The following is a 22,881-nucleotide window of genomic DNA, read 5'->3' as shown; positions in this document are numbered from 1 at the left end:
GCCCGCGCGGCCCGCGACGCCTAGACTGGAGCCGTGATGTGGGCGTGAGATCGCACGACGGACGCCGGGGGATCGGCTCGATCTCGGCGTGGCTCTCGCTGTCCCTGCACCTGCTGGTGGGCGCCCTGCTCACGGTGCTGGTGCTGACCTCCGCCGACGGCACGCGAGCCGAGAGCATCGCGGTGATCGCCCTGGCGATCCTGTTCGCCGCCACCTACGTCGTGGGGGTGTGGCCCGACGGCGCGCTGCCCGAGTCCGGCCGGTGGGGCTGGTGGTGGGTCGGCGCCCTGACCGTCGAGTGGATCGTGCTGCTGGCGTGGAGCGTGGAGGCCACCTACCTGGCGTTCGCGCTGTTCTTCCTCTACCTGCGACTGCTCGGCACGGTGCGCGGCATCGTGGCGGTGGTGGTCGCCACGGTCGTCGCCGTCGGCGCGTTCGGGCTGCACCGCGGGTTCGACGTCGCGGGCATCATCGGCCCTGCCCTCGGCGCAGGCGTCGCCATCGTCATCGGACTGGGCTACGAGGCACTGAACCGCGAGGTGACCCGTCGGCAGCGTCTCATCGAGGAGTTGACACGCACCCGCGACCAGCTGGCGATCGCGGAGCACGCCGCCGGGGTGGTGGCCGAGCGGGAGCGGCTCGCGCGCGAGATCCACGACACCGTCTCGCAGTCGCTGTCGAGCGTCATCATGCTGCTGCACGCCGCCCAGCGCAGCGATCCCGGAACGCCGAAGGGGCGCGAGCGGCTCGAGCAGGCACGCGAGGCGGCCGCGGAGGCGCTGGCCGAGACCCGCGAGTTCATCCATGCCCTCGCGCCCCCGGCCCTGCGCGACGGCGGCATCGGCGACGCGCTGGAGCGGCTGGGGGAGCAGACCCGCGAGACGACCGGCCTGCGTGTCGAGGTCGACGTGCCCTCCGACGGGCGGGCCGTGCCGACGCCGGTGGAGACCGCGTTGCTGCGGATCGCCCAGGGCGCGATGGCCAACGTCATCCAGCACGCGCAGGCCGAGCGCGTCGACCTGACGCTCACGCGGCTCGACGACGAGATCATCCTCGACGTGGTCGACGACGGGGTGGGCTTCGACGCGGAGACCCTGACCACGCGCGACGGAGCGTCCCGGTCGTTCGGGCTGGCCGCGATGCAGGAGCGCGCGGCCGACCTCGGCGGACGGGTGGTCGTGGAGTCCCAGCCCGGCCGGGGCACGAGCGTCGTGGCGAGCTTCGGGGTGAGCCCATGAGCGTGCGCGTCCTGATCGTCGACGACCATCCGCTCATGCGGACGGGCCTGTCCGCCCTGTTCGAGACCGATCCGCAGATCGAGGTCATCGGCGCGGTGGGAACCACCGCCGAGGCTCTCGTCGAGGCCCGGCGCGCGCGGTCCGACGTGGTGCTGATGGACCTGCAGTTCCAGCGCGTGTTCGAGGGCGCGGCCGCGACCCGCGAGATCCGCGCGCTGCCCGACCCGCCCGCGGTGCTCGTGCTGACGAACTTCGACACCGACGCCGACATCATCGAGGCGATCGAGGCGGGCGCTGCCGGCTACCTGCTGAAGGACGCCGCGCCCGAGGAGATCACCGCCGCGATCCACGCCGCCGCCGCGGGCCAGACCGCGCTGTCGCCCTCGGTGGCGACTCGACTGCTCGCCCGCATGCAGCGGCCCCACACGTCGCTGAGCGCGCGCGAGCTCGAGGTGCTGAGCCTCGTCGCCGCCGGCCACAGCAACACCGACATCGCCCAGCGGCTGCACCTGAGCGAGACCACCGTGAAGTCCCACCTCGCGCACATCTACCCGAAGCTCGGCGTCAGCTCGCGCACCGCCGCGGTGGCCGCCGCTCGAGAAGCGGGCATCATCGGCCGCGGTTGATGGCAGGCTCGTCCCCATGGCATCGAAGGCGGCGAGCATCTCCACGGCGACCGGAACCGACTGGACCGACTGGGACGCGTGGCTGACCGCGCAGGGAGCGCTGACCGCGCCTCATGCCGAGATCGCGCGGCTCGCGCTGCAGCGGGTGCACGATCTCGGCATCACGACGCACGCCGGCAACGGCAAGCCGTTTAACGACGGCTGGTGGTCCCAGACCATCGCGATCGAGTACGGGCACCAGCACGGCCTGCGGGAGAAGGGCCAGCTGGCGGCGGGAGACCACGCCGTGACGGCCTCGAAGAAGGTGGTCGGGTCGCTCGACGAGCTGCTCGAGCGGTGGTGCGCGGTCGTCTCGGGCCGCGAGGAGTTCGACGGCGTGGCCCTCGCGGCCGAGCCGCAGGTGAGGTCCACCGAGAAGTGGCGCTACTGGCGCGCCAAGCTCGCCGACGGATCGTCGGTGAACGTCGACATCTCCGCGGACCGTGTCGCCGTGCAGCACGCAGCCCTCGGCTCCGCCGAGGATCGTGAGCGGTGGCGGCCGTTCTGGAAGAAGCTGCTCGCCGAGCTCTGACGCTCAGTCGTCGAAGTACTCGGACATGAACGCGCTGACCCACGCCGGCTGACGCGCGTCGGTCGGCACGAACTCGACCATCGTCGGCTTGAGGTCGATCACGGGCGTGCCGTCCACGGCGTCCAGGCCGACCACGGTGAGCTCGCGTCCGTCGACCGCATCGATGCGGCAGCAGGTCACGCCGATCCGGTTCGGCCGTCGTGGCCCGCGCCCCGCGAAGATCCCCATGGTCGGGAGGTCGGCGCGCCCGCGGTACGGCTGCGGCTCACCGGGCTCGCTGGGCTCGTCGAACTGGTCGAACACGAACAGCACCTCCACGTGGGAGAAGCTCTCGAGCCCTTGGAGGCAGGCCTCCCCGAACCGCTCGTCGACGGTGATCGTGCTGTGGACCGCGCCCCACTGATCGGAGTGCTGCACGTCCGTCCGGTGGTTCCGGACGACACCGATCGGTCGGATCTCGAAGGTGCGCATGTCTCGTTCTAGCGCACCTCGGCGTTCACTTGCGGTGCGCGCTTCCGGCCTGCCACCCTCGACGGATGCACGCAACAGGCCCGACACCCCCTTCGTGGGGCGCGAGAGCAGCCATGGTCGTCGCGGCGCTCTCGGGCTTCGTCCTCGCCGTCTGGATGATCCTCTGTGCCGTCGCCTACGCGTCGAGCGACCGGCAGGTCCTCGGGGGCGTGGTCTTCGAGTCGGAGGTCAACGCCGCGTTCGTGCTGGTGACCGCCCTCGGATCAGGACTTGGTCTCTTGGCGGCTCTGCTCGGTCTGTCCGGGCTGCGGGTCGGACGGCTGGGGCGTACGCGGTGGGTGTGGGCGGTGACGTCGCTGGCGTCCCTCGCGTGGGCCTTCGCATCGGTCGTGGACGGTGGAGCGACCTTCTTGACCGTCTACCTGCTGTTGGCCACCGGCCTGGCGGCAGGCGTCGTCGCGCTCGCGCCGACATCTTGGTACCAAGATGTCGCCCCAGCGACCGAGAGGTAGAAAGACTCGTCCCCCGGGCCCCGTCCGGCGCGCGCACCGTGCGCAGAGCCGAACGACGCCCACTGATAAAGTCGCCCCGAACCATCCTTTAACCACCGTCCCGTGAGGCGGAGAAGGAGGTCGGCTTGAGCACCGTCATGGATGCCACCGATGTCTCGCGTGCGCTGACACGCATCACCCACGAGATCCTCGAGAAGAATCGCGACGCCGAAGGTGTCGTCATCCTCGGGATCCCCACCCGCGGAGTCGAGCTCGCCGAGCGGATCGCCGCGAAGATGGCCGAGGTCGAGGGGACCACCATCAAGCCGGGCGCGCTCGACGTCACGATGTACCGCGACGACCTGCGCCTGAAGGCCCCGCGCGCGCTGGAGCACACCAACGTCCCCGAGGACATCGACGGGCGCGTCGTCGTCCTGGTCGACGACGTACTCATGAGCGGCCGCACGATCCGGGCCGCACTCGACGCGCTCAGCGACCTCGGTCGCCCGAAGGCCGTGCAGCTGGCCGTCCTGGTCGACCGCGGCCACCGCGAGCTGCCGATCCGCGCCGACTTCGTCGGCAAGAACCTCCCGACCTCCAAGACCGAGAAGGTCCGCGTGCGGCTCGGTGACACGGACGGCACCGACGACTCGGTCACGATCGAGGGGAGCGACGCGTGAAGCACCTCCTCAGCGCCGGCGACTTGACCCGCGACGAGGCGGTGCGCATCCTCGACACCGCCGAGGAGCTGCTCAGCGTCGCCCAGCGCCCCATCAAGAAGCTGCCCACCCTGCGCGGCCGCACGATCGTCAACCTCTTCTTCGAGGACTCCACCCGCACGCGCATCAGCTTCGAGGCCGCCGCGAAGCGCCTCTCGGCCGACGTCATCAACTTCAGCGCCAAGGGCTCGAGCGTCAGCAAGGGCGAGAGCCTGAAGGACACGGCGCTGACGCTGCAGGCCATGGGCGCCGACGCGGTGGTCATCCGCCATCACGCGTCCGGCGCCCCGCACCGCCTCGCCACCTCCGAGTGGACGCGCGGCGCGGTCGTCAACGCCGGCGACGGCACGCACGAGCACCCCACGCAGGCCCTCCTCGACGCGTTCACGATGCGCTCGCGCCTGGGCGACCTCGCGGGCAAGAACGTCACGATCGTCGGCGACGTCCTGCACAGCCGCGTCGCCCGCTCGAACGCGCTGCTGCTCGACACGCTCGGCGCGAACGTCACGCTCGTGGCCCCGCCCACGCTGCTTCCGGTCGGCGTCGAGTCCTGGCCGGTCGAGACCTCCTACGACCTCGACGCGAGCCTGGAGAAGGCCGACGCCGTCATGATGCTGCGCGTCCAGCGCGAGCGGATGAACGCCTCGTTCTTCCCCAGCGCCCGCGAGTACAGCCGTCGCTACGGGCTCGACGTCGCCCGCATGAACCGGCTGCCCGACCACGCGATCGTCCTGCACCCCGGACCCATGAACCGGGGCATGGAGATCAACGCCGACGTCGCCGACAGCGACCGCTCCGTCATCGTCGAGCAGGTCACCAACGGCGTGGCCGTGCGGATGGCAGTCCTGTACCTGCTCCTCGGTGGAGCCACTGAAGGAGAGAACGCATGAGCACGGTCATCAAGGGCGCCCGGATCCTGGGCGCGGAGACCGCCGACATCCTCATCGAGGACGGGGTCATCACCGCGATCGGAGCCGACCTGTCCGGTGACGAGACGGTCGACGCCACCGGCCTGATCGCGCTGCCCGGCCTCGTCGACCTGCACACCCACCTGCGCGAGCCCGGCCGCGAGGACGCCGAGACCGTCCGCACCGGCACCCAGGCCGCCGCGCGCGGCGGCTTCACGTGCGTGTTCGCGATGGCCAACACCGAGCCCGTCGCCGACACGGCCGGCGTCGTCGAGCAGGTCTGGCGCCTCGGCCGCGAGCACGGCTACGCCGACGTGCAGCCCATCGGCGCCGTCACCGTCGGACTGGAGGGGGAGCGGCTCTCCGAGCTCGGCGCGATGGCCGACTCGGCCGCCCAGGTCCGCGTCTTCAGCGACGACGGCAAGTGCGTGAGCGACGCGGTCCTCATGCGCCGCGCGCTGGAGTACGTCAAGGCGTTCGACGGCGTCATCGCCCAGCACGCCCAGGAGCCGCGCCTCACCGAGGGCGCGCAGATGAACGAGGGCCCGCTGTCGGGCGAGCTCGGCCTCACCGGATGGCCCGCGGTCGCCGAGGAGGCGATCATCGCCCGCGACGTCCTGCTCGCCGAGCACGTCGGCAGCCGCCTGCACGTGTGCCACCTGTCCACGCGCGGCTCGGTCGAGATCGTGCGCTGGGCCAAGAGCCGCGGCATCGACGTCACCGCCGAGGTCACGCCCCACCACCTGCTGCTCGACGACGAGCTCGTCCGCAGCTACGACCCGATCTACAAGGTCAACCCGCCGCTGCGCAGCAAGGACGACGTCCTCGCCGTCCGGGAGGGTCTGGCCGACGGCACGATCGACATCGTCGCCACCGACCACGCCCCGCACCCCATGGAGGACAAGGAGTGCGAGTGGGGTGCCGCCGCCTTCGGGATGATCGGTCTCGAGACCGCCCTGTCGATCGTCCAGCAGACGATGGTCGACACCGGCGCCCTCAGCTGGGAGCGCGTCGCCGAGGTCATGAGCGCCACCCCGGCGCGCATCGGGCGTGTCGCACATCACGGCCGCCCGCTGGCGGTCGGCGAACCGGCCCACGTGGTGCTCTACGACCCGGCGGCCACGCGTACGATCGAACCCGCCGACACGGCCAGCCTGTCGCGCAACACCCCCTATGCCGGACGGGAGCTGCCGGGCCGCGTGGTCGCGACGTTCCTCGCCGGGAAGGCCACCGTCTTGGGCGGACATCTCGTGGAAGGAATCGGTCAGTGACGCATCCCCCCGCCATCCTGGTCCTCGAGGACGGTCGCACGTTCCGCGGCCGCTCCTACGGCGCCACCGGCACCACCGTGGCCGAGATCGTCTTCAACACCGGCATGACCGGCTACCAGGAGACGCTCACCGACCCCTCGTATCGCGGCCAGATCGTCGTGATGACGGCCCCGCACGTCGGCAACACCGGCGCGAACGCCGAGGACTTCGAGTCCCGGCAGGTGTGGGTCGACGGATACGTCGTGCGCGACCCCGCCCGCCAGCGCTCGAACTGGCGCGCCGACCGCAGCCTCGACGACCTGCTCACCGACAGCGGCGTCGTCGGCATCAGCGGCATCGACACCCGCGCCCTCACGCGTCACCTGCGCGAGCGCGGCTCGATGCGGGCCGGCATCAGTACCGAGCTCGACGCCGAGGAGCTGCTGGCGCAGGTCACGGCCGCTCCCGAGATGACCGGGTCGAACTACCTCGCCGACGTCACCGTCCCCGAGGCGCACGTCGTGCCGGCCGAGGGCGACAAGAAGTACACGGTCGTCGCGCTCGACCTCGGCATCAAGGGCATGACCCCCAGGCTGATGGCGCAGCGCGGCATCGAGGTGCACGTGCTGCCCGCGACCTCCACGCTCGACGAGGTGCTCGAGCTGAACCCCGACGGCGTGTTCATGTCGAACGGCCCCGGCGACCCCGCCACCGCCGACCACCAGGTCGAGCTCGTGCAGGGCGTCCTCGAGCGCGGCACACCTTACTTCGGCATCTGCCTGGGCAACCAGATCTTCGGCCGTGCGCTGGGCCGTGGGACCTACAAGCTCAAGTACGGCCACCGCGGCGTCAACCAGCCCGTGCAGGACCGCACCACCGGCAAGGTCGAGATCACGGCGCACAACCACGGCTTCGCCGTCGACGCGCCCCTCGACGAGGACTTCGAGACGCCCTACGGCCCGGCCCGGGTCACCCACGTGTGCCTGAACGACGACGTCGTCGAGGGCATCGCCCTGCTGGACCGCCCCGGGTTCAGCGTCCAGTACCACCCCGAGGCCGCCGCGGGTCCGCACGACGCCGGCTACCTCTTCGACCGCTTCACCGACCTCATGGAGGCAGCCCGTGCCGAAGCGCACTGACATCGAGTCCGTCCTGGTCATCGGGTCCGGCCCGATCGTCATCGGCCAGGCGTGCGAGTTCGACTACTCGGGAACGCAGGCCTGCCGCGTGCTGCGCGAGGAGGGCATCCGCGTCGTCCTGGTGAACTCCAACCCGGCCACGATCATGACCGACCCGGAGTTCGCCGACGCGACCTACGTCGAGCCGATCACCCCCGAGTACGTCGAGAAGGTCATCGCCGCCGAGCGCCCCGACGCGCTGCTGGCCACCCTGGGCGGCCAGACCGCGCTCAACTGCGCCATGCAGCTGGACGCGGCGGGGATCCTGGAGAAGTACGGCGTCGAGCTGATCGGCGCGTCCATCGACGCGATCGAGAAGGGCGAGAACCGCGAGACCTTCAAGGCGATCGTCGAGGACCTGCCGAAGGAGTGGGGCGCCGAGGTGGCCCGCTCGGTCATCTGCCACACGATGGAGGAGTGCGAGGCCGGCGTCGAGACGCTCGGCGGCTACCCGGTCGTCGTGCGGCCCTCGTTCACGATGGGCGGCTCGGGCTCGGGCCTGGCGTACGACCACGACGACCTGCTCCGCATCGCCGGCTCCGGCCTGGCGCTGAGCCCCACCACCGAGGTCCTCCTGGAGGAGTCGATCCTCGGTTGGAAGGAGTACGAGCTCGAGGTCATGCGCGACACCGCCGACAACGTGGTGATCGTCTGCTCCATCGAGAACCTCGACCCGATGGGCGTCCACACCGGTGACTCGATCACCGTCGCCCCGGCGATGACGCTGACCGACGTCGAGTACCAGCGTCTGCGTGACATCTCGATCGGCGTCATCCGCGAGGTCGGCGTCGACACCGGCGGCTGCAACATCCAGTTCGCGGTCAACCCGGTCGACGGCCGCATCGTCGTCATCGAGATGAACCCGCGCGTCTCGCGCTCGTCGGCGCTGGCGTCGAAGGCCACCGGCTTCCCGATCGCCAAGATCGCCGCGAAGGTCGCCATCGGCTACACCCTCGACGAGATCCCGAACGACATCACGCAGGAGACTCCGGCGAGCTTCGAGCCCACGCTCGACTACGTCGTCGTCAAGGTCCCGCGGTTCGCGTTCGAGAAGTTCCCGGCCGCCGACGCCACGCTGACCACGCACATGAAGTCGGTCGGCGAGGCGATGGCCATCGGCCGCAACTTCACCGAGGCGCTGCAGAAGTCGCTGCGCTCGCTCGAGCGTCCCGATGCCGTGTTCTCGTGGGAGCGCGAATGGGTCGACCTCGACAAGGAGGCGCTGCTGAAGTCGGCGTCGGTGCCGCACGACGGCCGCCTGCGCGAGGTCATGGACGCGCTGCGTGCCGGGGCGACGCCCGAGGAGGTCTTCGAGGCCACTGCGATCGACCCGTGGTTCGTCGACCAGCTCGCGCTGCTCAACGAGGTCGCCGCCGAGCTCACTGCCGCCGAGCGCCTCACGCCCGAGCTGCTCCAGCACGCCAAGCGCCACGGCTTCTCCGACGCGCAGATCGGCCGGATCCGCGGCCTGTCCGAGGACGTCGTCCGCGGCGTCCGGCACGCGCTGGGCGTCCGTCCCGTCTACAAGACCGTGGACACGTGCGCCGCCGAGTTCTCGGCCAAGACTCCGTACCACTACTCGTCCTACGACGAGGAGACCGAGGTCGAGCCGCGCGAGCGCGAGGCCGTCATCATCCTGGGCTCGGGCCCGAACCGCATCGGCCAGGGCATCGAGTTCGACTACTCGTGCGTGCACGCGTCGCTCGCGCTGTCCGAGGCGGGCTACGAGACCGTCATGGTCAACTGCAACCCCGAGACCGTCTCCACCGACTACGACACCAGCGACCGGCTCTACTTCGAGCCGCTCACGCTGGAGGACGTGCTCGAGGTCGTGCACGCCGAGCAGCAGGCCGGACCCGTCGCGGGCGTCGTCGTGCAGCTCGGCGGCCAGACGCCGCTCGGTCTGGCCGCGGGCCTGAAGGCCGCGGGCGTCCCGATCGTCGGCACCCAGCCCGAGGCGATCGATCTCGCCGAGGAGCGTGGCGCCTTCGGCCGCGTGCTCACCGCCGCGGGTCTGCCGGCGCCGAAGCACGGCACCGCCACCACGTTCGAGGGAGCGAAGCAGATCGCCGACGAGATCGGCTACCCCGTGCTCGTGCGCCCCTCGTACGTGCTCGGCGGCCGCGGCATGGAGATCGTCTACGACGAGGAGTCGCTCTCGACCTACATCGAGAACGCCACCGAGATCTCGCCCGACCGGCCGGTGCTGGTCGACCGCTTCCTCGACGACGCGGTCGAGATCGACGTCGACGCGCTCTTCGACGGCGAGGAGCTGTTCCTCGGCGGCGTCATGGAGCACATCGAGGAGGCCGGCGTCCACTCCGGCGACTCGGCCTGCGCGCTGCCGCCGATCACCCTCGGCAGCCTCGAGATCGACAAGATCCGCGCCTCCACCGAGGCGATCGCCCGCGGCGTCGGCGTGCACGGACTGATCAACATCCAGTTCGCGCTGAGCTCCGACACGGTCTACGTGCTCGAGGCCAACCCGCGCGCGTCGCGCACCGTGCCGTTCGTCTCGAAGGCCACGGCCACGCCGCTGGCGAAGGCCGCCGCGCGCCTCATGCTCGGCGAGTCGATCGCCGACCTGCGCGCGGCCGGCGTCCTGCCCGCCGAGGGCGACGGGGGCCGGCTGCCGGCCACCGCGCCCATCGCGGTCAAGGAGGCGGTGATGCCGTTCAACCGGTTCCGCACCTACGACGGTCGATATGTCGACACGCTGCTCGGTCCCGAGATGCGCTCGACGGGCGAGGTCATGGGCATCGACGCGTCGTTCGGCTCGGCGTTCGCCAAGAGCCAGTCGGCCTCGGGTGCTCAGAACGGCCTGCCCACCTCGGGCACGGTCTTCGTCTCGGTGGCCAACCGCGACAAGCGCCACATGATCTTCCCGATCAAGCGCCTGGCCGACCTCGGCTTCGAGATCCTCGCCACGAGCGGCACCGCCGAGGTGCTGCAGCGCAACGGCGTGCAGGCCACGGTGCTGCGCAAGCTCCACGAGGAGGGCTCGCAGGGCAGCACCGTCGTGCAGAAGATCAACGACCGCGAGGTCCAGCTGATCGTCAACACCCCGCACGGCCTCTCCAGCGGCGCCAACGCGCGCGTCGACGGCTACGAGATCCGCACGGCCGCGGTGGCCGAGGGCATCCCGTGCCTCACCACCGTGCAGGCGCTCGCCGCCGCGGTGCAGGGCATCGAGGCCGAGATCGCCGGCAGCATCGGCGTGCGGCCGCTGCAGTCCTGGGCGGAGACGGTCGCGCGATGAGCTTCGGCAGCCGCGCCCACGTGGCGATGCAGGCGTACGGTCCGCTGTGCGTCGGCATCGACCCCCACGCCCACCTCCTGGAGGAGTGGGGGCTGGAGGACTCGGTCGACGGGCTCGACCGCTTCGCCGCCACGTGCGTCGAGGCGTTCGCCGGCAAGGTGGCGTTCGTGAAGCCGCAGTCGGCGTTCTTCGAGCGGTTCGGCGCGGCCGGCGTCGCGATCCTGGAGCGCACGCTCCAGGACCTGCGGCACACCGGCACGCTGACGATCCTCGACGTGAAGCGCGGCGACATCGGCTCCACCGCCGGCGCCTACGCCGACGCCTACCTCGACGACGACGCCCCGATGGCGGCCGACGCGATCACCGTGAGCCCGTACCTGGGCTTCGGCTCGCTGACGCCGTTCTTCGCCGCCGCGGAGAAGAACGACGCGGGCGTGTTCGTGCTCGCGTTCACCTCCAACCCGGAGGCGATCCGCTACCAGGCCGCCACGACGTCCTCCGGCATGTCGGTGGGCGACGAGGTCCTGGTCGAGCTGGGCCACGCCAACGAGGGCGCCGACCCGATGGGGTCGTTCGGCGCCGTCATCGGCGCCACCGTGGCGCACCTGGACACCCAGCGCCTCGAGTTCAACGGACCGATCCTGGTCCCGGGCTACGGCGCCCAGGGCGGCACGGTCGACGACCTGCGCCGCCTCTTCGGCACCGTCACCGACCAGATCGTCCCGAGCACCTCGCGCGACGTCCTGTCCAAGGGACCCGACGTCACCGCCCTGCGCGCCGCGGCCGCCGCCACCAACGACGCCCTGTCCCTGCTCTGACGCCAGCCGTCACCAGCCGGCGCCGAAGCTGACGAACGAGGTCGGCCGGTCGGCGGTGGCCTCGGCGAGGGCCACGGCCGGGGGAGTGCCGGCGGCCATGAGACGGTGCACGTCCTGCAGGACCTCACAGGCCTCGTCGTCCGCCACCGCCGCGGGCGAGGCGATCACGCATCGTGCGCCGGCGTGCAGCCACGCGTTGACCATGCCGAGCGACTCCTCGGCCCAGCGCTGCGTCGAGCGACCCACCTCGCACGCCGAGAGGACGACGACCTCGGGCACCTCGGCCAGCTGGTCGAGGTCGTACCCGAACAGGGGGCCGTCGGCGAGGAGCAGCCCGGAGAAGAGCGGGTTCTCCACGGCGTGACGGCCGTGAGCCGACACGTGCAGGAGGTCCACCCGTCCGGCGAGCTCGAGGGTTCCCGCGACGGTCGCGTCGCCGTCGGTGAGAGCGACCGCGCCCGGCCAGCGCGCTGCCGACTGCTTGACCTCCTCGATCGCGCGCGGCACGCCCGGTCCTGCCACGAGGCCGGCGGAGCGAGGCTGGGGCAGCCCGCGGACGGCGAGCCAGCGTGTGGCGCCCGAGGCGACGGTGACGGGACGTCCGACCAGCCCGGGCAGCATCGACCACGGGACACCGGCGAGGATGCCGGCTTGCGCCAGGACGACCCGCCGGTCACCGATCAGGTCGAGCACCGGCTGCACGAGCGCGGCAGCAACGTCGGCCAGGCGCCGTTCGAGGCCGAGGCGCACGACCCGAGCCATCGCGTCGCCGAGCACGCTGGCGTTGACGTCCAGGTCGGCACGCAGACCCGCGAGCACGCGGACGAGTGGTGCGGACGGACCGAGGTCCACGAGCTGGCGCACGGCGTCGGTCACGACGAGCGCGAGCAGGCGGGCGTCGCCGTCCCAGAGGTAGCTGACGAGGGCGGTATCGGCACCGAGCGCGCGTTCGACGTCCTCGAGATCGCTGATCTGGTGCACCTCACCGGACCCCGCGTCGAGCCAGGCCCGCCGACGAACCCGCTCGCGCAGCTCGGCGAGCCGACGGGCTTCCGCGGTGCCGGGCTCGGGCTCGGTGACGGTGAGGGTGCGGATCTCCATGAGGTCGGCCGCCGCTCGGTCGTCGCGGGGCGGCCGTACCGGCACGACCCGCGACGTGAGGGCTCGCGCCCTCTCCGACCACTCGAACACGACCTCGGGATCGCCGTCCGCCAGCGCGATGCGGATCCCGGTCGTCGCGAGGCCACGGCCGTGGCCGACGACCGAGCTCATCATGTCGAGACTGCCGAACGACGACTGCCAGTCGTGCAGGAGGTCGAGGCCGGTGCGCAGGTGTACGAGCGCCTCGGAGCTCCTGTCCGCCGCGAGCTCGAGATCGCACAGTGCCGCGCGTTCGAGGAGCCGCTCCGTGAGCGAGTCGGTCTCGCTCGTGCGGCCGCGCTCGAGCCGCGCGAGAGCGACGTCGACCTCGCCGATGCCCGTGGCCGCGCGGGCCGCGTTCAGGTCGAGGAGCTGAGCCTCGTGGTCCAGGTGGTGGCCCCGCAGGTCGCCCGCAAGCCGGTCCGTGCGCTCGAGCCACGCCGACGACACCGGAGCCAGACGTGCCTCGGCGACGGCGACGACCACCTCGGTGCGCAGGGCCCAGGACTCGCTGCCGATCCGGCGCAGGCGCTGGGCGGTGCGCCGGGCCAGACGCAGCGCCCGCTGCGGGTCGGTGGCGAGCATCGCCCTGGCCGCGACGAACTCGCACTCCGCCCGCATCTGGTGGTGGCGGTGTCGACCGAGGATCGCGGCGCTCGAGGTGAGCAGCGGGACGGCCTCACTCGACATGCCCGCGTGGATCAGCGCCTCCGCACGGTCCTGGTCGACGAGAGCGAGCCCGACCTGCGAGCCCTCCGCCAGCACCGGTCGCGCCTCCTCCATGAGGCGCAGGGCCGCCGCGAGGTCCCAGCGCCGCATCGCGGCATATCCGCGGTTGTGCAGCGCCGTGGCGTGCCCGATCGCGTCCCCGAGCTCCTCGAAGGCCGCGGCGGTGCGGGCGAAGTCGGCCTCCGCGGCGGCGAAGTCACCCACCCTCAGGCGCACCACCCCGAGGTCGTTCAGGCTGTTCGCGAGCTCGAGCGAGCCGTCGGGGAGGTCGTCGATCGACTGCTCGTACAGCGCGAGCGACCGCTCGTACTCACCGCGCCGCTGGTGCAGCGCCGCCTCCTGGCTCGTGATCAGGGCGGTGATCTCGGGGGAGTCGACCCCGATCGCGTGCGCCTCCGCGCAGAGCTCCAGGCCCGCGTCCGGCTCACCCAGCTCGGCGACGACCAGGGCCAGACTGACGAGGATCCGCGCGCGGAGCTCGTCCGAGGGATCGCGCGTCAGCGCACGGCGGAACTCCCGGCGGGCCGATGCGAAGCGCCACTGATGAAGGTGCTCGAGGCCCCGGCGATGGAGTTCCTGCGCGGCGAGCATGCCTTCATCATGGTCGAGCGTCTGCCAGCTTGGCCACGATTGCGGTGTTCTGCTCCACGATCTTCTCCGACGACAGGGCCGGGGCGTCGGGCGCCGGAAGGTGTCGACCGATCCTTCGAGCCAGCTCGGCGGCGTACACGGGAGCCGCGAACGAGGTGCCGCTCCACACCGCGAAGCCCCCGCGGAAGTCGTCCGGATCGATCGCCTCGCGGTCGCGTTGACCGTGGCGGATGCGGGCCACCGGCTCCAGCCCACCCTGGAACGCCGGCATGGTGCTGACGAGCGAGGATCCCGGCCGGTGCACGCTGATCCAGGGGCCGGCGTTCGAGTACAGCGCGTCGGTCACGAGGTTCGGGTTCAGCGCCCCCACCGCGACGATCGGCGTGCTGCGCGGATCGTGCTTCACGATCTGCTCCGCACCGTCCCAGGGCGCGAAGGCGGCCGGGAACATCGGGCGCGTGGTGGCGTCGTTGCCCGCCGAGCACACGACCACGGTGCCCGTGCGGCCGATCGCCGCGAGGATCTCGTAGAGCGTGGGATCGAAGAGGTGGTCCACCGGCGTCTCGTGGTAGTAGCCGAACGAGAGATTCAGGACGTCGAGCGCCAGTCCCTTCTCGTCGCCCAGCCGCACGAGCTTCGCGATCTGCATGAGCACCGTGGCCAGGTCGGACTCGGGCGTCGTGCCGTCGGAGTCGAGCAGCCGCCACCAGTGGATGTCGGCGTCGGGAGCGCCCTGGTGAAGCAGTCCCACGATGAAGGTGCCGTGTCCCGACGCCTCGTCGAGTGAGCCGTCGAGCGGCCCGGATACGTCGCCGACCCGCTCGGGGTCGCTCTCGGCGTCGGTCCGGCCGATCGTCGCGCCCTCCAGCAGGCCGGAGCCGTCGTGGACCGCGGACGTGAACCAGGTGTGCTCGCCGCAGCCGGTGTCGACCACGCCGATCCGCGGCCGGCGCGGAGCGTCGGGGTCGTCGGGACTGCGCACCGGAGCAGGCCCCACGAAGGCCACCGGCTGACGACCACCGCTGCCCTGGTCGGCGTAGGACTCGATCGCGAAGGAGTTCCCCCGCGTGAGCGGATTGCCGCGCGTGAGCGGATTGCCGCGCGTGAGCGGGTTCCCCCGGGTGAGCGGATTGCCCCGCGTCAGGGGGTTGCCCCGGGTCAACGGGGAGGTCGTGAGGACGTGGTCGAGACCGATGCCCCGCAGGAGGTCACCCTCGGGGTTGCTGGCACGCGCCGCCTGAAGCAGGGTCCACGCGTCCGGCGGACGGGTGGGGGAGTTCTGCGTCGCGGCGATGATCACCCGGGCCAGACCGAGAGAGCCGGTGGCCCACGGGTAGCGCTCGACCCGGCTGCGACGCTCCTCCTCGGACTCCTCCAGCGTGATGCGGGGGTAGTCGGGATCCTCCTCGACGGTCCAGTCGAAGGGCCGAGCCGCCTCGCGCAGCACCTCGATCGCGGCCTCGACGTCGATCAGGGTGGAGATCAGCAGGCGGGTGCTGAGGTAGGCGGTGGCGTTGGCGCGGACGCCGTCGACCTGCGCGCCGGACTCCGCGGCGAGCAGTCTCCCCTGCTCCTCGGCGACGGAGCGGTGACGGGTCCACTCGTCGAACTGCTCCAGCCTCGGGACGCGACGCTCGTCGTTGTTCTCGGGGGCCATGTGGGTCCTCAGATCTCGAAGGTGGGGGTGGCGAGCTCGGTGTCACCCGAGAAGTAGATGCGGATCAGCCCGGCGGGCAGCGACTCGAACTCGAACCGGCCGTCGGTGACGTCGGCGGTCCAGGTCTGGTCGCCTGCGGTGAGGCGGGCGTGGCTGGCGCCGGCGCCGGTGACCCAGCCGTCCACGCGGCGGGTGGTCTCGTCGACCTCGGCCACGCGCAGCAGGATGGACGTCTCGTCGTGGGAGAACTCGATGGTGATGACGCCCGAGCCCCGGGTGCCCACCAGCTCGGTGCTGCGACCCAACAGGCTCAGCAGCTCGTAGTCGGCGTCGAGGTTCTCGGCGGCGATGGCCGCGATCATGGCGTCGGCCAGGTGGGCCGGCGGCGGATCGAGGTCCTCGTACATCGCTCGCAGATCGGTGAAGATCGGATCGCGCTCGGTCATGACGTGGCCCCCTCGCCGGAGATGACGGCCTTGAGCTTCTCGAGGCAGCGCCGACGCGTCGGTCCGATGCTGCCCACGGGCATGCCCAGGTCCTCGGAGATGTGCTGGTAGTCGGGACGGTCGTCGAAGGCGATCACCCGCAGCAGGCGCTGACAGCGCTCGTTGAGCTGGGCGACCGCCGACCACAGCCGGTGGCTCTCGTCGGCCTCGACCGCCTCGGACTCGGCGGCGGGGGAGCTGGGCAGGACGGGAGCGAGCAGCTCGTCGTCGGCCGGGTCCTCGCGCCGGTTCCGTGAGGCGACCCGCCACGCCTGGCGCCGGGCCGTGATGATGAGCCAGGACGACACCGCGCGGGGGTTCTCCACGGCGTCGGCCTTGCGCACGAGGGTCAGCCAGGTGAACTGGATGACGTCCTCGCAGACGTCCTCGTCGAGGCGGTACGCCCGCACGACGTGCCACAGCACGGGGGTCATCTCCCGGACGAGGTCGTCGATCGCTCCACGGTCCCCGTCACGCCAGCGGGCGAAGGCCTCGCCGGAGCGAATCCACGGGCCCTCGTCGGGAGCTGCTGGTTCGGGTGACTTCTCACTGGTCACGAAGTTCATTGTGCGCACATCCGAGACGAGGCAGGAAGAGGACGCGCTGATACACGCGGCGCACGGACCGCTGGAGCGAGGGCTCGCGCTAGTAACCTGTCGGGGTGCGACGACCCTCCCTGCTGCTGTCCGTGGTCCTCGGTCTCGCGACCCTGGCGGGCTGCTCGGGCGGGGGACCGTACTGCGACGCGGTCGACGCGGGGCGCGAGCCGCTGGCCACCTTCGGCGAGCAGAGCGACGCCGCCTTCTCCACCTACGCCGACGTCACGACGAAGATCTCGCGCGTCGCGCCGGCCGACGTGAAGAAGGAGTGGAAGTCGATCGCCGTGTCGACCAAGAAGGTCGTCATCGCGCACCGCACGTCCGGCCTGGCGCTGGAGGACATGAAGGACGAGGTGAAGGTGAACGCGCTGTCCAAGCAGGACATCGACCAGATCACCGCCGCCCACGAGGCCTTCAACGACACCAAGGCCGAACGCGAGGACGTGGTCGAGCACGTGCACGACGAGTGCGGCATCGACCTGTCGAAGAAGTGAGGAGACCATGGCACTTCCCGAACTGACCGACGAGCAGCGCCGAGCGGCGCTGGCCAAGGCCGCCGCCGCGCGCCAGGTGCGCGCCGAGGTGAAGAACCGCCTGCGGCACTCCGGCGCCAGCATCGCCGACGTGCTGGCCGAGGCCAAGCGCAACGAGGCCGTCGCCAAGATCAAGGTCCTCGACCTGCTCCAGAGCATCCCCGGCATCGGCAAGCTCACCGCGCAGCAGATCATGGCCGAGCTGAACATCGCCGAGAGCCGGCGCCTGCGCGGCCTGGGTACCAACCAGGCCAAGGGGCTCGTGGCCGAGATCAGTCGCCGTGGCTGAGCGCGGCCGGCTCATCGTCCTCGCCGGACCCACCGCGGTCGGCAAGGGCACCGTCGCGGCCTGGATCCGCGAGCACCACCCCGAGATCGCCATGTCGGTGTCGGCGACCACGCGCCCGCCGCGCCCCGGCGAGGTCGACGGCACGCACTACCACTTCGTCTCGCCCGAGGAGTTCGACCGGCTCGTCGACAACGACGGCCTGCTCGAGTGGGCCACCGTCCACGGCGTCAACCGCTACGGCACCCCGCGCGCGCCCGTGGAGAGGAAGCTGGCGCAGGGGGAGTCGGTGCTGCTCGAGATCGACCTGCAGGGCGCCCGTCAGGTGCGCGAGGCCCTGCCCGAGGCCTACCTCGTCTTCCTGGCCCCGCCCAGCTGGGACGAGCTGGTCAGCCGCCTCGTCGGACGCGGCACCGAGACCGAGGCCGAGCGCGAGCGCCGCCTGGCCACCGCACGCGAGGAGCTGGCGGCGGTGTCGGAGTTCGACACCACCATCGTCAACACCGAAGTCGAGGAAGCGGGGCGCGAGTTGGTAGACTTGTTCAGATCACGCCCGCCAGCCGACCCTGCCGGGTGAACCTCGAAACTTCTGGAGATTCTGAGTGTCCACGACACGTTCTGCCGCCGAAGGCATCACCAACCCGCCGATCGACGACCTGCTCGAGAAGGCGGACTCCAAGTACAAGCTGGTCCTCTACAGCGCCAAGCGCGCCCGCCAGATCAACGCCTACTACTCCCAGCTGGGCGAGGGCCTGCTCGAGTACGTCGGCCCCCTGCTGGAGACCGAGGTCCAGGAGAAGCCGCTGTCGATCGCGCTGCGCGAGATCAACGCCGGCCTGCTGACCGTCGAGGACGTGCCGGCCGACGCCGTCGCGACCGAGACCCCCACCGAGGCCTGAGCCTTCCGGCGATGAGTCGCATCGTCCTCGGGGTCACCGGCGGCGTCGCCGCCTACAAGGCGGCGCTGCTGCTGCGACTCTTCACCGAGGCGGGGCACGACGTCCGCGTCGTGCCCACCGAGTCGGCGCTGGAGTTCGTCGGCGCCCCCACGTGGGAGGCCCTCTCCGGGAACCCCGTGCAGACGGGGGTCTTCGAGAACGTCCCCGAGGTGCCCCACGTCAAGCTCGGCCAGACGGCCGACCTCGTGGTGGTCGTCCCGGCCACGGCCAACACGCTGGCGCGCGCCGCGCACGGCCTGGCCGACGACCTGCTCACGAACACGCTGCTCACCGCCCGCTGTCCGGTGGTCATGGCCCCGGCCATGCACACCGAGATGTGGGAGCACCCCGCCACGGTCGCCAACGTCGCCACGCTGCGCGATCGCGGCGTCCTGGTGATCGAGCCCGACTCGGGCCGTCTCACCGGCGCCGACACCGGCCCGGGCCGGCTGCCCGAGCCCGACGCGATCTTCGCGATCTGCCAGCAGGTCCTCCAGGGTCGCCCGCACGATCTCGCCGGCCAGCACGTGGTCGTCTCGGCCGGCGGCACCCGCGAGTTCCTCGATCCGGTCCGGTTCCTCGGCAACCGCTCGTCCGGCCGCCAGGGCATCGCCCTCGCCGAGGCGGCGCTCGCCCGCGGCGCCACCGTCACCCTGGTCGCCGCCAACGTCTCGGTCCCCGTGCCCGCGGGCGTCGACGTCGTCCGCGTCGTCACCACTGCCGAGCTCCGCGAGGCCGTGCTCAAGGCCGCCGAGTCCGCCGACGCCGTCGTCATGGCCGCCGCCCCGGCCGACTTCCGGCCCACCGCCTTCGCCGACGCCAAGATCAAGAAGCAGGCCGACGGCGTCGCCCCCACGATCGAGCTCACCGAGAACCCCGACATCCTCGTCGAGCTCGTGCGCACCCGTTCCGGTCGCTCGCCCGTGATCGTCGGGTTCGCTGCCGAGACCGGCGACGCCAACGGGTCGGTCCTCGACCACGCCCGCGCCAAGATGGCGCGCAAGGGCTGCGACCTGCTGGTCGTCAACGACGTCGGCTCCGAGCGCACGTTCGGCCAGCCCGACAACGAGGTCACGATCCTCACGGCCGAGGGTGCCGAGCACCCGGTGCCCCGCGCAGCGAAGGCCGAGATCGCCCACGCGATCTGGGACGCGGTCGTCCAACGCGTGGAATGAACGGGCCCCGTCACCACCCGCCCACTACAGTCGTCACGACGTCCAGCACGTCGTAGTCCATCAGCCAGAGAGGTAACCGTGAGCCGTCTTTTCACCTCGGAGTCCGTGACCGAGGGTCACCCGGACAAGATCGCCGACCAGATCAGCGACAGCATCCTCGACGCCCTCCTCGCGCAGGACCCGAAGAGCCGCGTCGCCGCGGAGACGTTCGTGACCACGGGCCTCGTGCTCGTCGGCGGCGAGGTCACCACCGAGGCGTACGCCGACATCGCGCGGATCGCGCGCGACCGGGTGCTCGAGATCGGCTACGACTCCTCCACGAAGGGCTTCGACGGCGAGTCCTGCGCGGTGCAGGTCACCCTCGACGCGCAGTCGCCCGACATCGCGCAGGGCGTCGACAAGGCCGAGGAGGCCCGCCTCGGCGGCGCCACCGACCCGCTCGACCTCCAGGGCGCCGGCGACCAGGGCCTCATGTTCGGCTTCGCCTGCGACGAGACCCCCGAGCTGATGCCGCTGCCGATCACGATCGCGCACCGCCTCTCCGAGCAGCTCACCAAGGTCCGCAAGGACGGCACGCTCCCGTACCTGCGTCCCGACGGCAAGACCCAGGTCACCATCGAGTACGACGACGACGACAAGCCCGTCCGCGTCGAGGCGATCGTCATCTCCACGCAGCACGAGGAGGGCGTCGACCTCGAGCACCAGCTCCCGTCCGACCTGAAGAAGCACGTCATCGACGAGGTGCTGAGCCAGTACGACATCGACGCGTCGAGCTACAAGTCGCACATCAACCCCACGGGCAAGTTCGTCATCGGCGGCCCCATGGGCGACGCGGGCCTGACCGGCCGCAAGATCATCGTCGACACCTACGGTGGCTACGCCCGTCACGGCGGCGGCGCCTTCAGCGGCAAGGATCCGAGCAAGGTCGACCGCTCGGCCGCCTACGCGATGCGCTGGGTCGCCAAGAACATCGTCGCCTCGGGTCTGGCCACCAAGGCCGAGGTCCAGGTCGCGTACGCGATCGGCGTGGCCCACCCGGTCGGCTTCTACGTCGACACGTTCGGCACCGAGGTCGTCCCCGTGGACACGATCCGTCAGGCGGTCCTCGAGGTCTTCGACCTGCGCCCCGCCGCGATCGTCCGCGACCTCGACCTGCTGCGCCCGATCTACGCCGAGACGGCCGCCTACGGTCACTTCGGCCGCCCCGGCCTGCCGTGGGAGAGCACCGACCGCGCCGACGCCCTGCGCGCCGCCGCCGGGGTGTGAGCGATGTCAGCTCCGGCTGGTAGAACAGCCGAGTGAGTGAAGCACAGCGGCGTGTCGCGAGGATCCTCGTCGACACGCCGCTGTCGCATCTCGACCGCCCGTTCGACTACGCGGTTCCCGACGAGCTGGCCGACGGCGTCGTCCCCGGCTGCCGGGTCAAGGTGCGCTTCGCGGGACGGCTGGTCGACGGCTTCGTCCTCGAGCTGGCCGACGGCTCCGAGCACGAGGGCAAGCTCGCCCAGGTCGCCAAGGTCGTCTCCTCCGAGCCCGTCCTCGCGCCCCAGACGGCCCACCTGGCCCGCACGCTGGCCGACCGCTACGCCGGCACCGTCGCCGACGTCCTGAGGCTCGCGATCCCGCCGCGCCATGCGCGGGCCGAGGCGCACCCGCCGTCCGACCCCGCGCCCACGCCGCCCGACATCGGCAGCGCCTCGTGGCACGCCTACCTGCACGGTGCGACGTTCGTCGAGGCCCTCGCGAAGGGGGAGTCGCCGCGTGCGGTGCTCAACGTGCTGCCGCGCCACGAGCCCGAGCGCGCCGTCGCGGAGGCGGTCTCCGCCGTCGTCCGATCGGGTCGTGGAGCGGTGGTCTGCGTCCCCGACGTCCGCGACGCCACCCGCTGGCACGAGGTCTTCGCCGAGGCGCTCGGACCGGACGCCCACGTCGTGCTCACCGCGGCCGACAAGCCGGCCGCGCGCTACCGCAGCTTCCTGCGCGTCACGCGCGGCGAGGTCCGGGTCGTGCTGGGCACCCGGGGCGCCGCCTACGCACCGGTGAAGGACCTGGGCCTCGTCGTGATCTGGGACGACGGCGACGATCTGCACGCCGAGCCGCGAGCGCCGTACCCGCACACCCGCGAGGTGCTGCTCACCCGCGCCATCGAGGCCGGTGCGGGCGTCCTCATCGCGGGGCACGCCCGCACCGCCGAGGCGCAGTCACTCGTCCAGCAGGGCTGGTGCGCCGAGATCGTCGCCGACCAGTCCTCACGGCGCCGCGAGTGGCCGCTCGTCGAGGTCACCGACGGCACCGAGCACGGTGCGGCCGCGGCCCGGCTGCCCGCGGCCGTGTTCCAGGCCGTCCGCAACGCCGAGGGCCCGGTGCTGGTCCAGGTGCCTCGTCGTGGCTACCGCACGTCGCTGGCATGCCAGGACTGCCGCACGCCGGCCACGTGCCCGCAGTGCCACGGCCCGCTCCTGCAGCACCGCGCCGACGCCCCACTCGTGTGCCGCTGGTGCGCCACCGAGGTCCCGGCCTGGCGCTGCGGCGAGTGCGGCGGCACCCGCCTGCGCGCCCCCGTGGTCGGGCAGCTGCGCACCGCCGAGGAGTTCGGGGCAGCGTTCCCCGACCGCACGGTGCTGACCTCCGGCGGCAGCGCCGTGCTCGACCACGTCGAGGGCGACGGCTCACCGCTCGTCCTCGCCACGCCCGGCGCCGAGCCCACGGTCTCCGGTGGCTACGCGGTGGTCGTGCTGCTCGACACGTGGCTCATGCTCGGCCGCGACGACGTCCGCGTCGTCGAGGAGTCGCACCGCCGCTGGTTCAACGCGCTCGCCCTGGCGGCGTTCGGCGCGCGAGCCGTCGCGGTGGGGGACTCCACGGTCCTGCAGGCGCTCGTGCGCGCCGATCCGGTCACGGTCGCGGCGCGCGAGCTCACCGACCGTGCCGAGACACACCTCCCGCCCGTGGGCCGGCTCGCCACCGTCGACGGACCCGAGGACGTCATCGGCGTCCTCGCGAAGCGGGACTGGCCCGCGTTCGTCGACGTGCTCGGCCCCGTGCCGGTCGAGCCCGGCCGCGAGCGACTCATCCTGCGCGTGCCCCGCCGCGAAGGTCTCGCCCTCGCCACCGTGCTCAAGCAGCTCGCGGCCGAGCGCAGCGCGGCCAAGGAGCCGCCGGTGCGGATCCAGATCGACCCCGTCGCGTTCTGAGCGCTCCCGACCGACGACCTAGACT

At 71.6% G+C, this 22,881-nt stretch carries 21 protein-coding genes and 1 pseudogene; 17 read left to right on the top strand and 5 right to left on the bottom strand.

The genetic code is table 11. The features are described 5' to 3' along the window. The first annotated feature begins 44 nt into the window (after nucleotides 1-44). From BJ975_RS07390 to BJ975_RS07380, 3 genes are read left to right on the top strand one after another with little or no spacing between them, the layout of a single operon-like run. A complete protein-coding gene (locus tag BJ975_RS07390) occupies nucleotides 45-1,238 on the top strand; it encodes a sensor histidine kinase (RefSeq protein WP_218845755.1) in 1,194 nt (397 codons plus the stop codon). Further along, nucleotides 1,235-1,864: a response regulator gene (locus BJ975_RS07385; RefSeq protein ID WP_179424519.1), complete on the top strand. Its 630-nt coding sequence runs from the start codon at nucleotides 1,235-1,237 to the stop codon at nucleotides 1,862-1,864. The genes BJ975_RS07390 and BJ975_RS07385 overlap by 4 nt, the downstream gene beginning before the upstream one ends. Before the next feature lie 16 nt (nucleotides 1,865-1,880). Next, nucleotides 1,881-2,435 (top strand): hypothetical protein, encoded by a 555-nt coding sequence (locus BJ975_RS07380; protein ID WP_179424518.1) that lies wholly within the window; start codon nucleotides 1,881-1,883, stop codon nucleotides 2,433-2,435. Between the two features lie 3 nt (nucleotides 2,436-2,438). Here the strand turns inward: BJ975_RS07380 and BJ975_RS07375 are convergent, their stop codons facing one another. Then, nucleotides 2,439-2,906 (bottom strand): SAM-dependent methyltransferase, encoded by a 468-nt coding sequence (locus tag BJ975_RS07375; protein ID WP_179424517.1) that lies wholly within the window; start codon nucleotides 2,904-2,906, stop codon nucleotides 2,439-2,441. A gap of 113 nt (nucleotides 2,907-3,019) precedes the next feature. Between BJ975_RS07375 and BJ975_RS07370 the strand changes: the two genes are divergently transcribed. From BJ975_RS07370 to pyrF, 7 genes and pseudogenes are all read left to right on the top strand, one after another. Beyond that, on the top strand, nucleotides 3,020-3,418 hold the full coding sequence (locus BJ975_RS07370) for a hypothetical protein (protein WP_179424516.1): 399 nt from the start codon (nucleotides 3,020-3,022) through the stop codon (nucleotides 3,416-3,418). A gap of 95 nt (nucleotides 3,419-3,513) precedes the next feature. After that, a pseudogene (gene pyrR / locus BJ975_RS07365) lies at nucleotides 3,514-4,077 on the top strand (bifunctional pyr operon transcriptional regulator/uracil phosphoribosyltransferase PyrR); the annotation flags it as partial. Continuing rightward, entirely contained in the window at nucleotides 4,074-5,006 is a 933-nt protein-coding gene (locus tag BJ975_RS07360) for an aspartate carbamoyltransferase catalytic subunit (RefSeq protein ID WP_179424515.1), read from the top strand. The pseudogene pyrR and the gene BJ975_RS07360, both read left to right, overlap by 4 nt. Beyond that, nucleotides 5,003-6,295, top strand: coding sequence for a dihydroorotase (locus BJ975_RS07355; RefSeq protein ID WP_179424514.1), 1,293 nt, complete (start codon nucleotides 5,003-5,005; stop codon nucleotides 6,293-6,295). The genes BJ975_RS07360 and BJ975_RS07355 overlap by 4 nt, the downstream gene beginning before the upstream one ends. Continuing rightward, complete coding sequence (gene carA / locus BJ975_RS07350; RefSeq protein WP_179424513.1) at nucleotides 6,292-7,413, top strand: glutamine-hydrolyzing carbamoyl-phosphate synthase small subunit; 1,122 nt, start codon at nucleotides 6,292-6,294, stop codon at nucleotides 7,411-7,413. The genes BJ975_RS07355 and carA overlap by 4 nt, the downstream gene beginning before the upstream one ends. Next, nucleotides 7,397-10,711, top strand: coding sequence for a carbamoyl-phosphate synthase large subunit (carB, locus tag BJ975_RS07345; RefSeq protein WP_179424512.1), 3,315 nt, complete (start codon nucleotides 7,397-7,399; stop codon nucleotides 10,709-10,711). Before carA ends, carB begins: the two co-directional genes overlap by 17 nt. Next, entirely contained in the window at nucleotides 10,708-11,529 is an 822-nt protein-coding gene (gene pyrF, locus BJ975_RS07340; RefSeq protein ID WP_179424511.1) for an orotidine-5'-phosphate decarboxylase, read from the top strand. Before carB ends, pyrF begins: the two co-directional genes overlap by 4 nt. A 9-nt stretch (nucleotides 11,530-11,538) precedes the next feature. Here pyrF and BJ975_RS07335 read toward each other — a convergent pair whose 3' ends face one another. Genes BJ975_RS07335 through BJ975_RS07320 form a run of 4 tightly spaced genes read right to left on the bottom strand, consistent with a single transcriptional unit; the run spans nucleotide 11,539 to nucleotide 16,688 of the window. Further along, the gene (locus tag BJ975_RS07335; protein ID WP_179424510.1) at nucleotides 11,539-13,989 is read right to left on the bottom strand and encodes a CHAT domain-containing protein; all 2,451 of its coding nucleotides are present in this window, start codon (nucleotides 13,987-13,989) and stop codon (nucleotides 11,539-11,541) included. 7 nt (nucleotides 13,990-13,996) lie between these two features. Further along, complete coding sequence (locus BJ975_RS07330; protein ID WP_179424509.1) at nucleotides 13,997-15,646, bottom strand: S8/S53 family peptidase; 1,650 nt, start codon at nucleotides 15,644-15,646, stop codon at nucleotides 13,997-13,999. A gap of 8 nt (nucleotides 15,647-15,654) precedes the next feature. After that, nucleotides 15,655-16,092, bottom strand: a complete 438-nt coding sequence (locus tag BJ975_RS07325) for a hypothetical protein (RefSeq protein ID WP_179424508.1) — start codon at nucleotides 16,090-16,092, stop codon at nucleotides 15,655-15,657. Beyond that, nucleotides 16,089-16,688 (bottom strand): RNA polymerase sigma factor, encoded by a 600-nt coding sequence (locus BJ975_RS07320; RefSeq protein ID WP_269306845.1) that lies wholly within the window; start codon nucleotides 16,686-16,688, stop codon nucleotides 16,089-16,091. The genes BJ975_RS07325 and BJ975_RS07320 overlap by 4 nt, the downstream gene beginning before the upstream one ends. A 104-nt stretch (nucleotides 16,689-16,792) precedes the next feature. Between BJ975_RS07320 and BJ975_RS07315 the strand changes: the two genes are divergently transcribed. The 7 genes from BJ975_RS07315 to BJ975_RS07285 all read left to right on the top strand — a co-directional run bounded on the left by BJ975_RS07315 (nucleotide 16,793) and on the right by BJ975_RS07285 (nucleotide 22,856). Then, nucleotides 16,793-17,224, top strand: coding sequence for a hypothetical protein (locus BJ975_RS07315; RefSeq protein ID WP_179424506.1), 432 nt, complete (start codon nucleotides 16,793-16,795; stop codon nucleotides 17,222-17,224). 7 nt (nucleotides 17,225-17,231) lie between these two features. Continuing rightward, on the top strand, nucleotides 17,232-17,552 hold the full coding sequence (mihF, locus tag BJ975_RS07310; RefSeq protein ID WP_179424505.1) for an integration host factor, actinobacterial type: 321 nt from the start codon (nucleotides 17,232-17,234) through the stop codon (nucleotides 17,550-17,552). After that, nucleotides 17,545-18,126, top strand: a complete 582-nt coding sequence (gmk, locus tag BJ975_RS07305) for a guanylate kinase (protein WP_179424504.1) — start codon at nucleotides 17,545-17,547, stop codon at nucleotides 18,124-18,126. Before mihF ends, gmk begins: the two co-directional genes overlap by 8 nt. A 25-nt stretch (nucleotides 18,127-18,151) precedes the next feature. Continuing rightward, on the top strand, nucleotides 18,152-18,448 hold the full coding sequence (rpoZ, locus tag BJ975_RS07300) for a DNA-directed RNA polymerase subunit omega (protein ID WP_179424503.1): 297 nt from the start codon (nucleotides 18,152-18,154) through the stop codon (nucleotides 18,446-18,448). A gap of 11 nt (nucleotides 18,449-18,459) precedes the next feature. Further along, nucleotides 18,460-19,662: a bifunctional phosphopantothenoylcysteine decarboxylase/phosphopantothenate--cysteine ligase CoaBC gene (gene coaBC / locus BJ975_RS07295; RefSeq protein ID WP_179424502.1), complete on the top strand. Its 1,203-nt coding sequence runs from the start codon at nucleotides 18,460-18,462 to the stop codon at nucleotides 19,660-19,662. 78 nt (nucleotides 19,663-19,740) lie between these two features. After that, a complete protein-coding gene (metK, locus tag BJ975_RS07290; protein WP_179424501.1) occupies nucleotides 19,741-20,928 on the top strand; it encodes a methionine adenosyltransferase in 1,188 nt (395 codons plus the stop codon). Nucleotides 20,929-20,960: 32 nt separating this feature from the next. Continuing rightward, nucleotides 20,961-22,856, top strand: a complete 1,896-nt coding sequence (locus tag BJ975_RS07285) for a primosomal protein N' (RefSeq protein ID WP_317628299.1) — start codon at nucleotides 20,961-20,963, stop codon at nucleotides 22,854-22,856. Nucleotides 22,857-22,881: the final 25 nt, after the last annotated feature.

It is taken from the genome of Aeromicrobium tamlense (assembly GCF_013408555.1).
GTDB classification, from domain to species: Bacteria; Actinomycetota; Actinomycetes; order Propionibacteriales; family Nocardioidaceae; genus Aeromicrobium; species Aeromicrobium tamlense.
Note: the sequence above shows the minus strand (reverse complement) of the source record. Positions and strands in the feature narration are given on the sequence as shown.

Coding starts and splice junctions, on each gene's coding strand:
- BJ975_RS07375 (WP_179424517.1), bottom strand. CDS start 2,906: ATGCGCACCTTCGAGATCCGACCGATCGGTGTCGTCCGGAACCACCGG.
- BJ975_RS07370 (WP_179424516.1), top strand. CDS start 3,020: ATGGTCGTCGCGGCGCTCTCGGGCTTCGTCCTCGCCGTCTGGATGATC.
- BJ975_RS07330 (WP_179424509.1), bottom strand. CDS start 15,646: ATGGCCCCCGAGAACAACGACGAGCGTCGCGTCCCGAGGCTGGAGCAG.
- BJ975_RS07325 (WP_179424508.1), bottom strand. CDS start 16,092: ATGACCGAGCGCGATCCGATCTTCACCGATCTGCGAGCGATGTACGAG.
- pyrF (WP_179424511.1), top strand. CDS start 10,708: ATGAGCTTCGGCAGCCGCGCCCACGTGGCGATGCAGGCGTACGGTCCG.
- BJ975_RS07380 (WP_179424518.1), top strand. CDS start 1,881: ATGGCATCGAAGGCGGCGAGCATCTCCACGGCGACCGGAACCGACTGG.
- coaBC (WP_179424502.1), top strand. CDS start 18,460: ATGAGTCGCATCGTCCTCGGGGTCACCGGCGGCGTCGCCGCCTACAAG.
- BJ975_RS07385 (WP_179424519.1), top strand. CDS start 1,235: ATGAGCGTGCGCGTCCTGATCGTCGACGACCATCCGCTCATGCGGACG.
- mihF (WP_179424505.1), top strand. CDS start 17,232: ATGGCACTTCCCGAACTGACCGACGAGCAGCGCCGAGCGGCGCTGGCC.
- BJ975_RS07355 (WP_179424514.1), top strand. CDS start 5,003: ATGAGCACGGTCATCAAGGGCGCCCGGATCCTGGGCGCGGAGACCGCC.
- BJ975_RS07335 (WP_179424510.1), bottom strand. CDS start 13,989: ATGCTCGCCGCGCAGGAACTCCATCGCCGGGGCCTCGAGCACCTTCAT.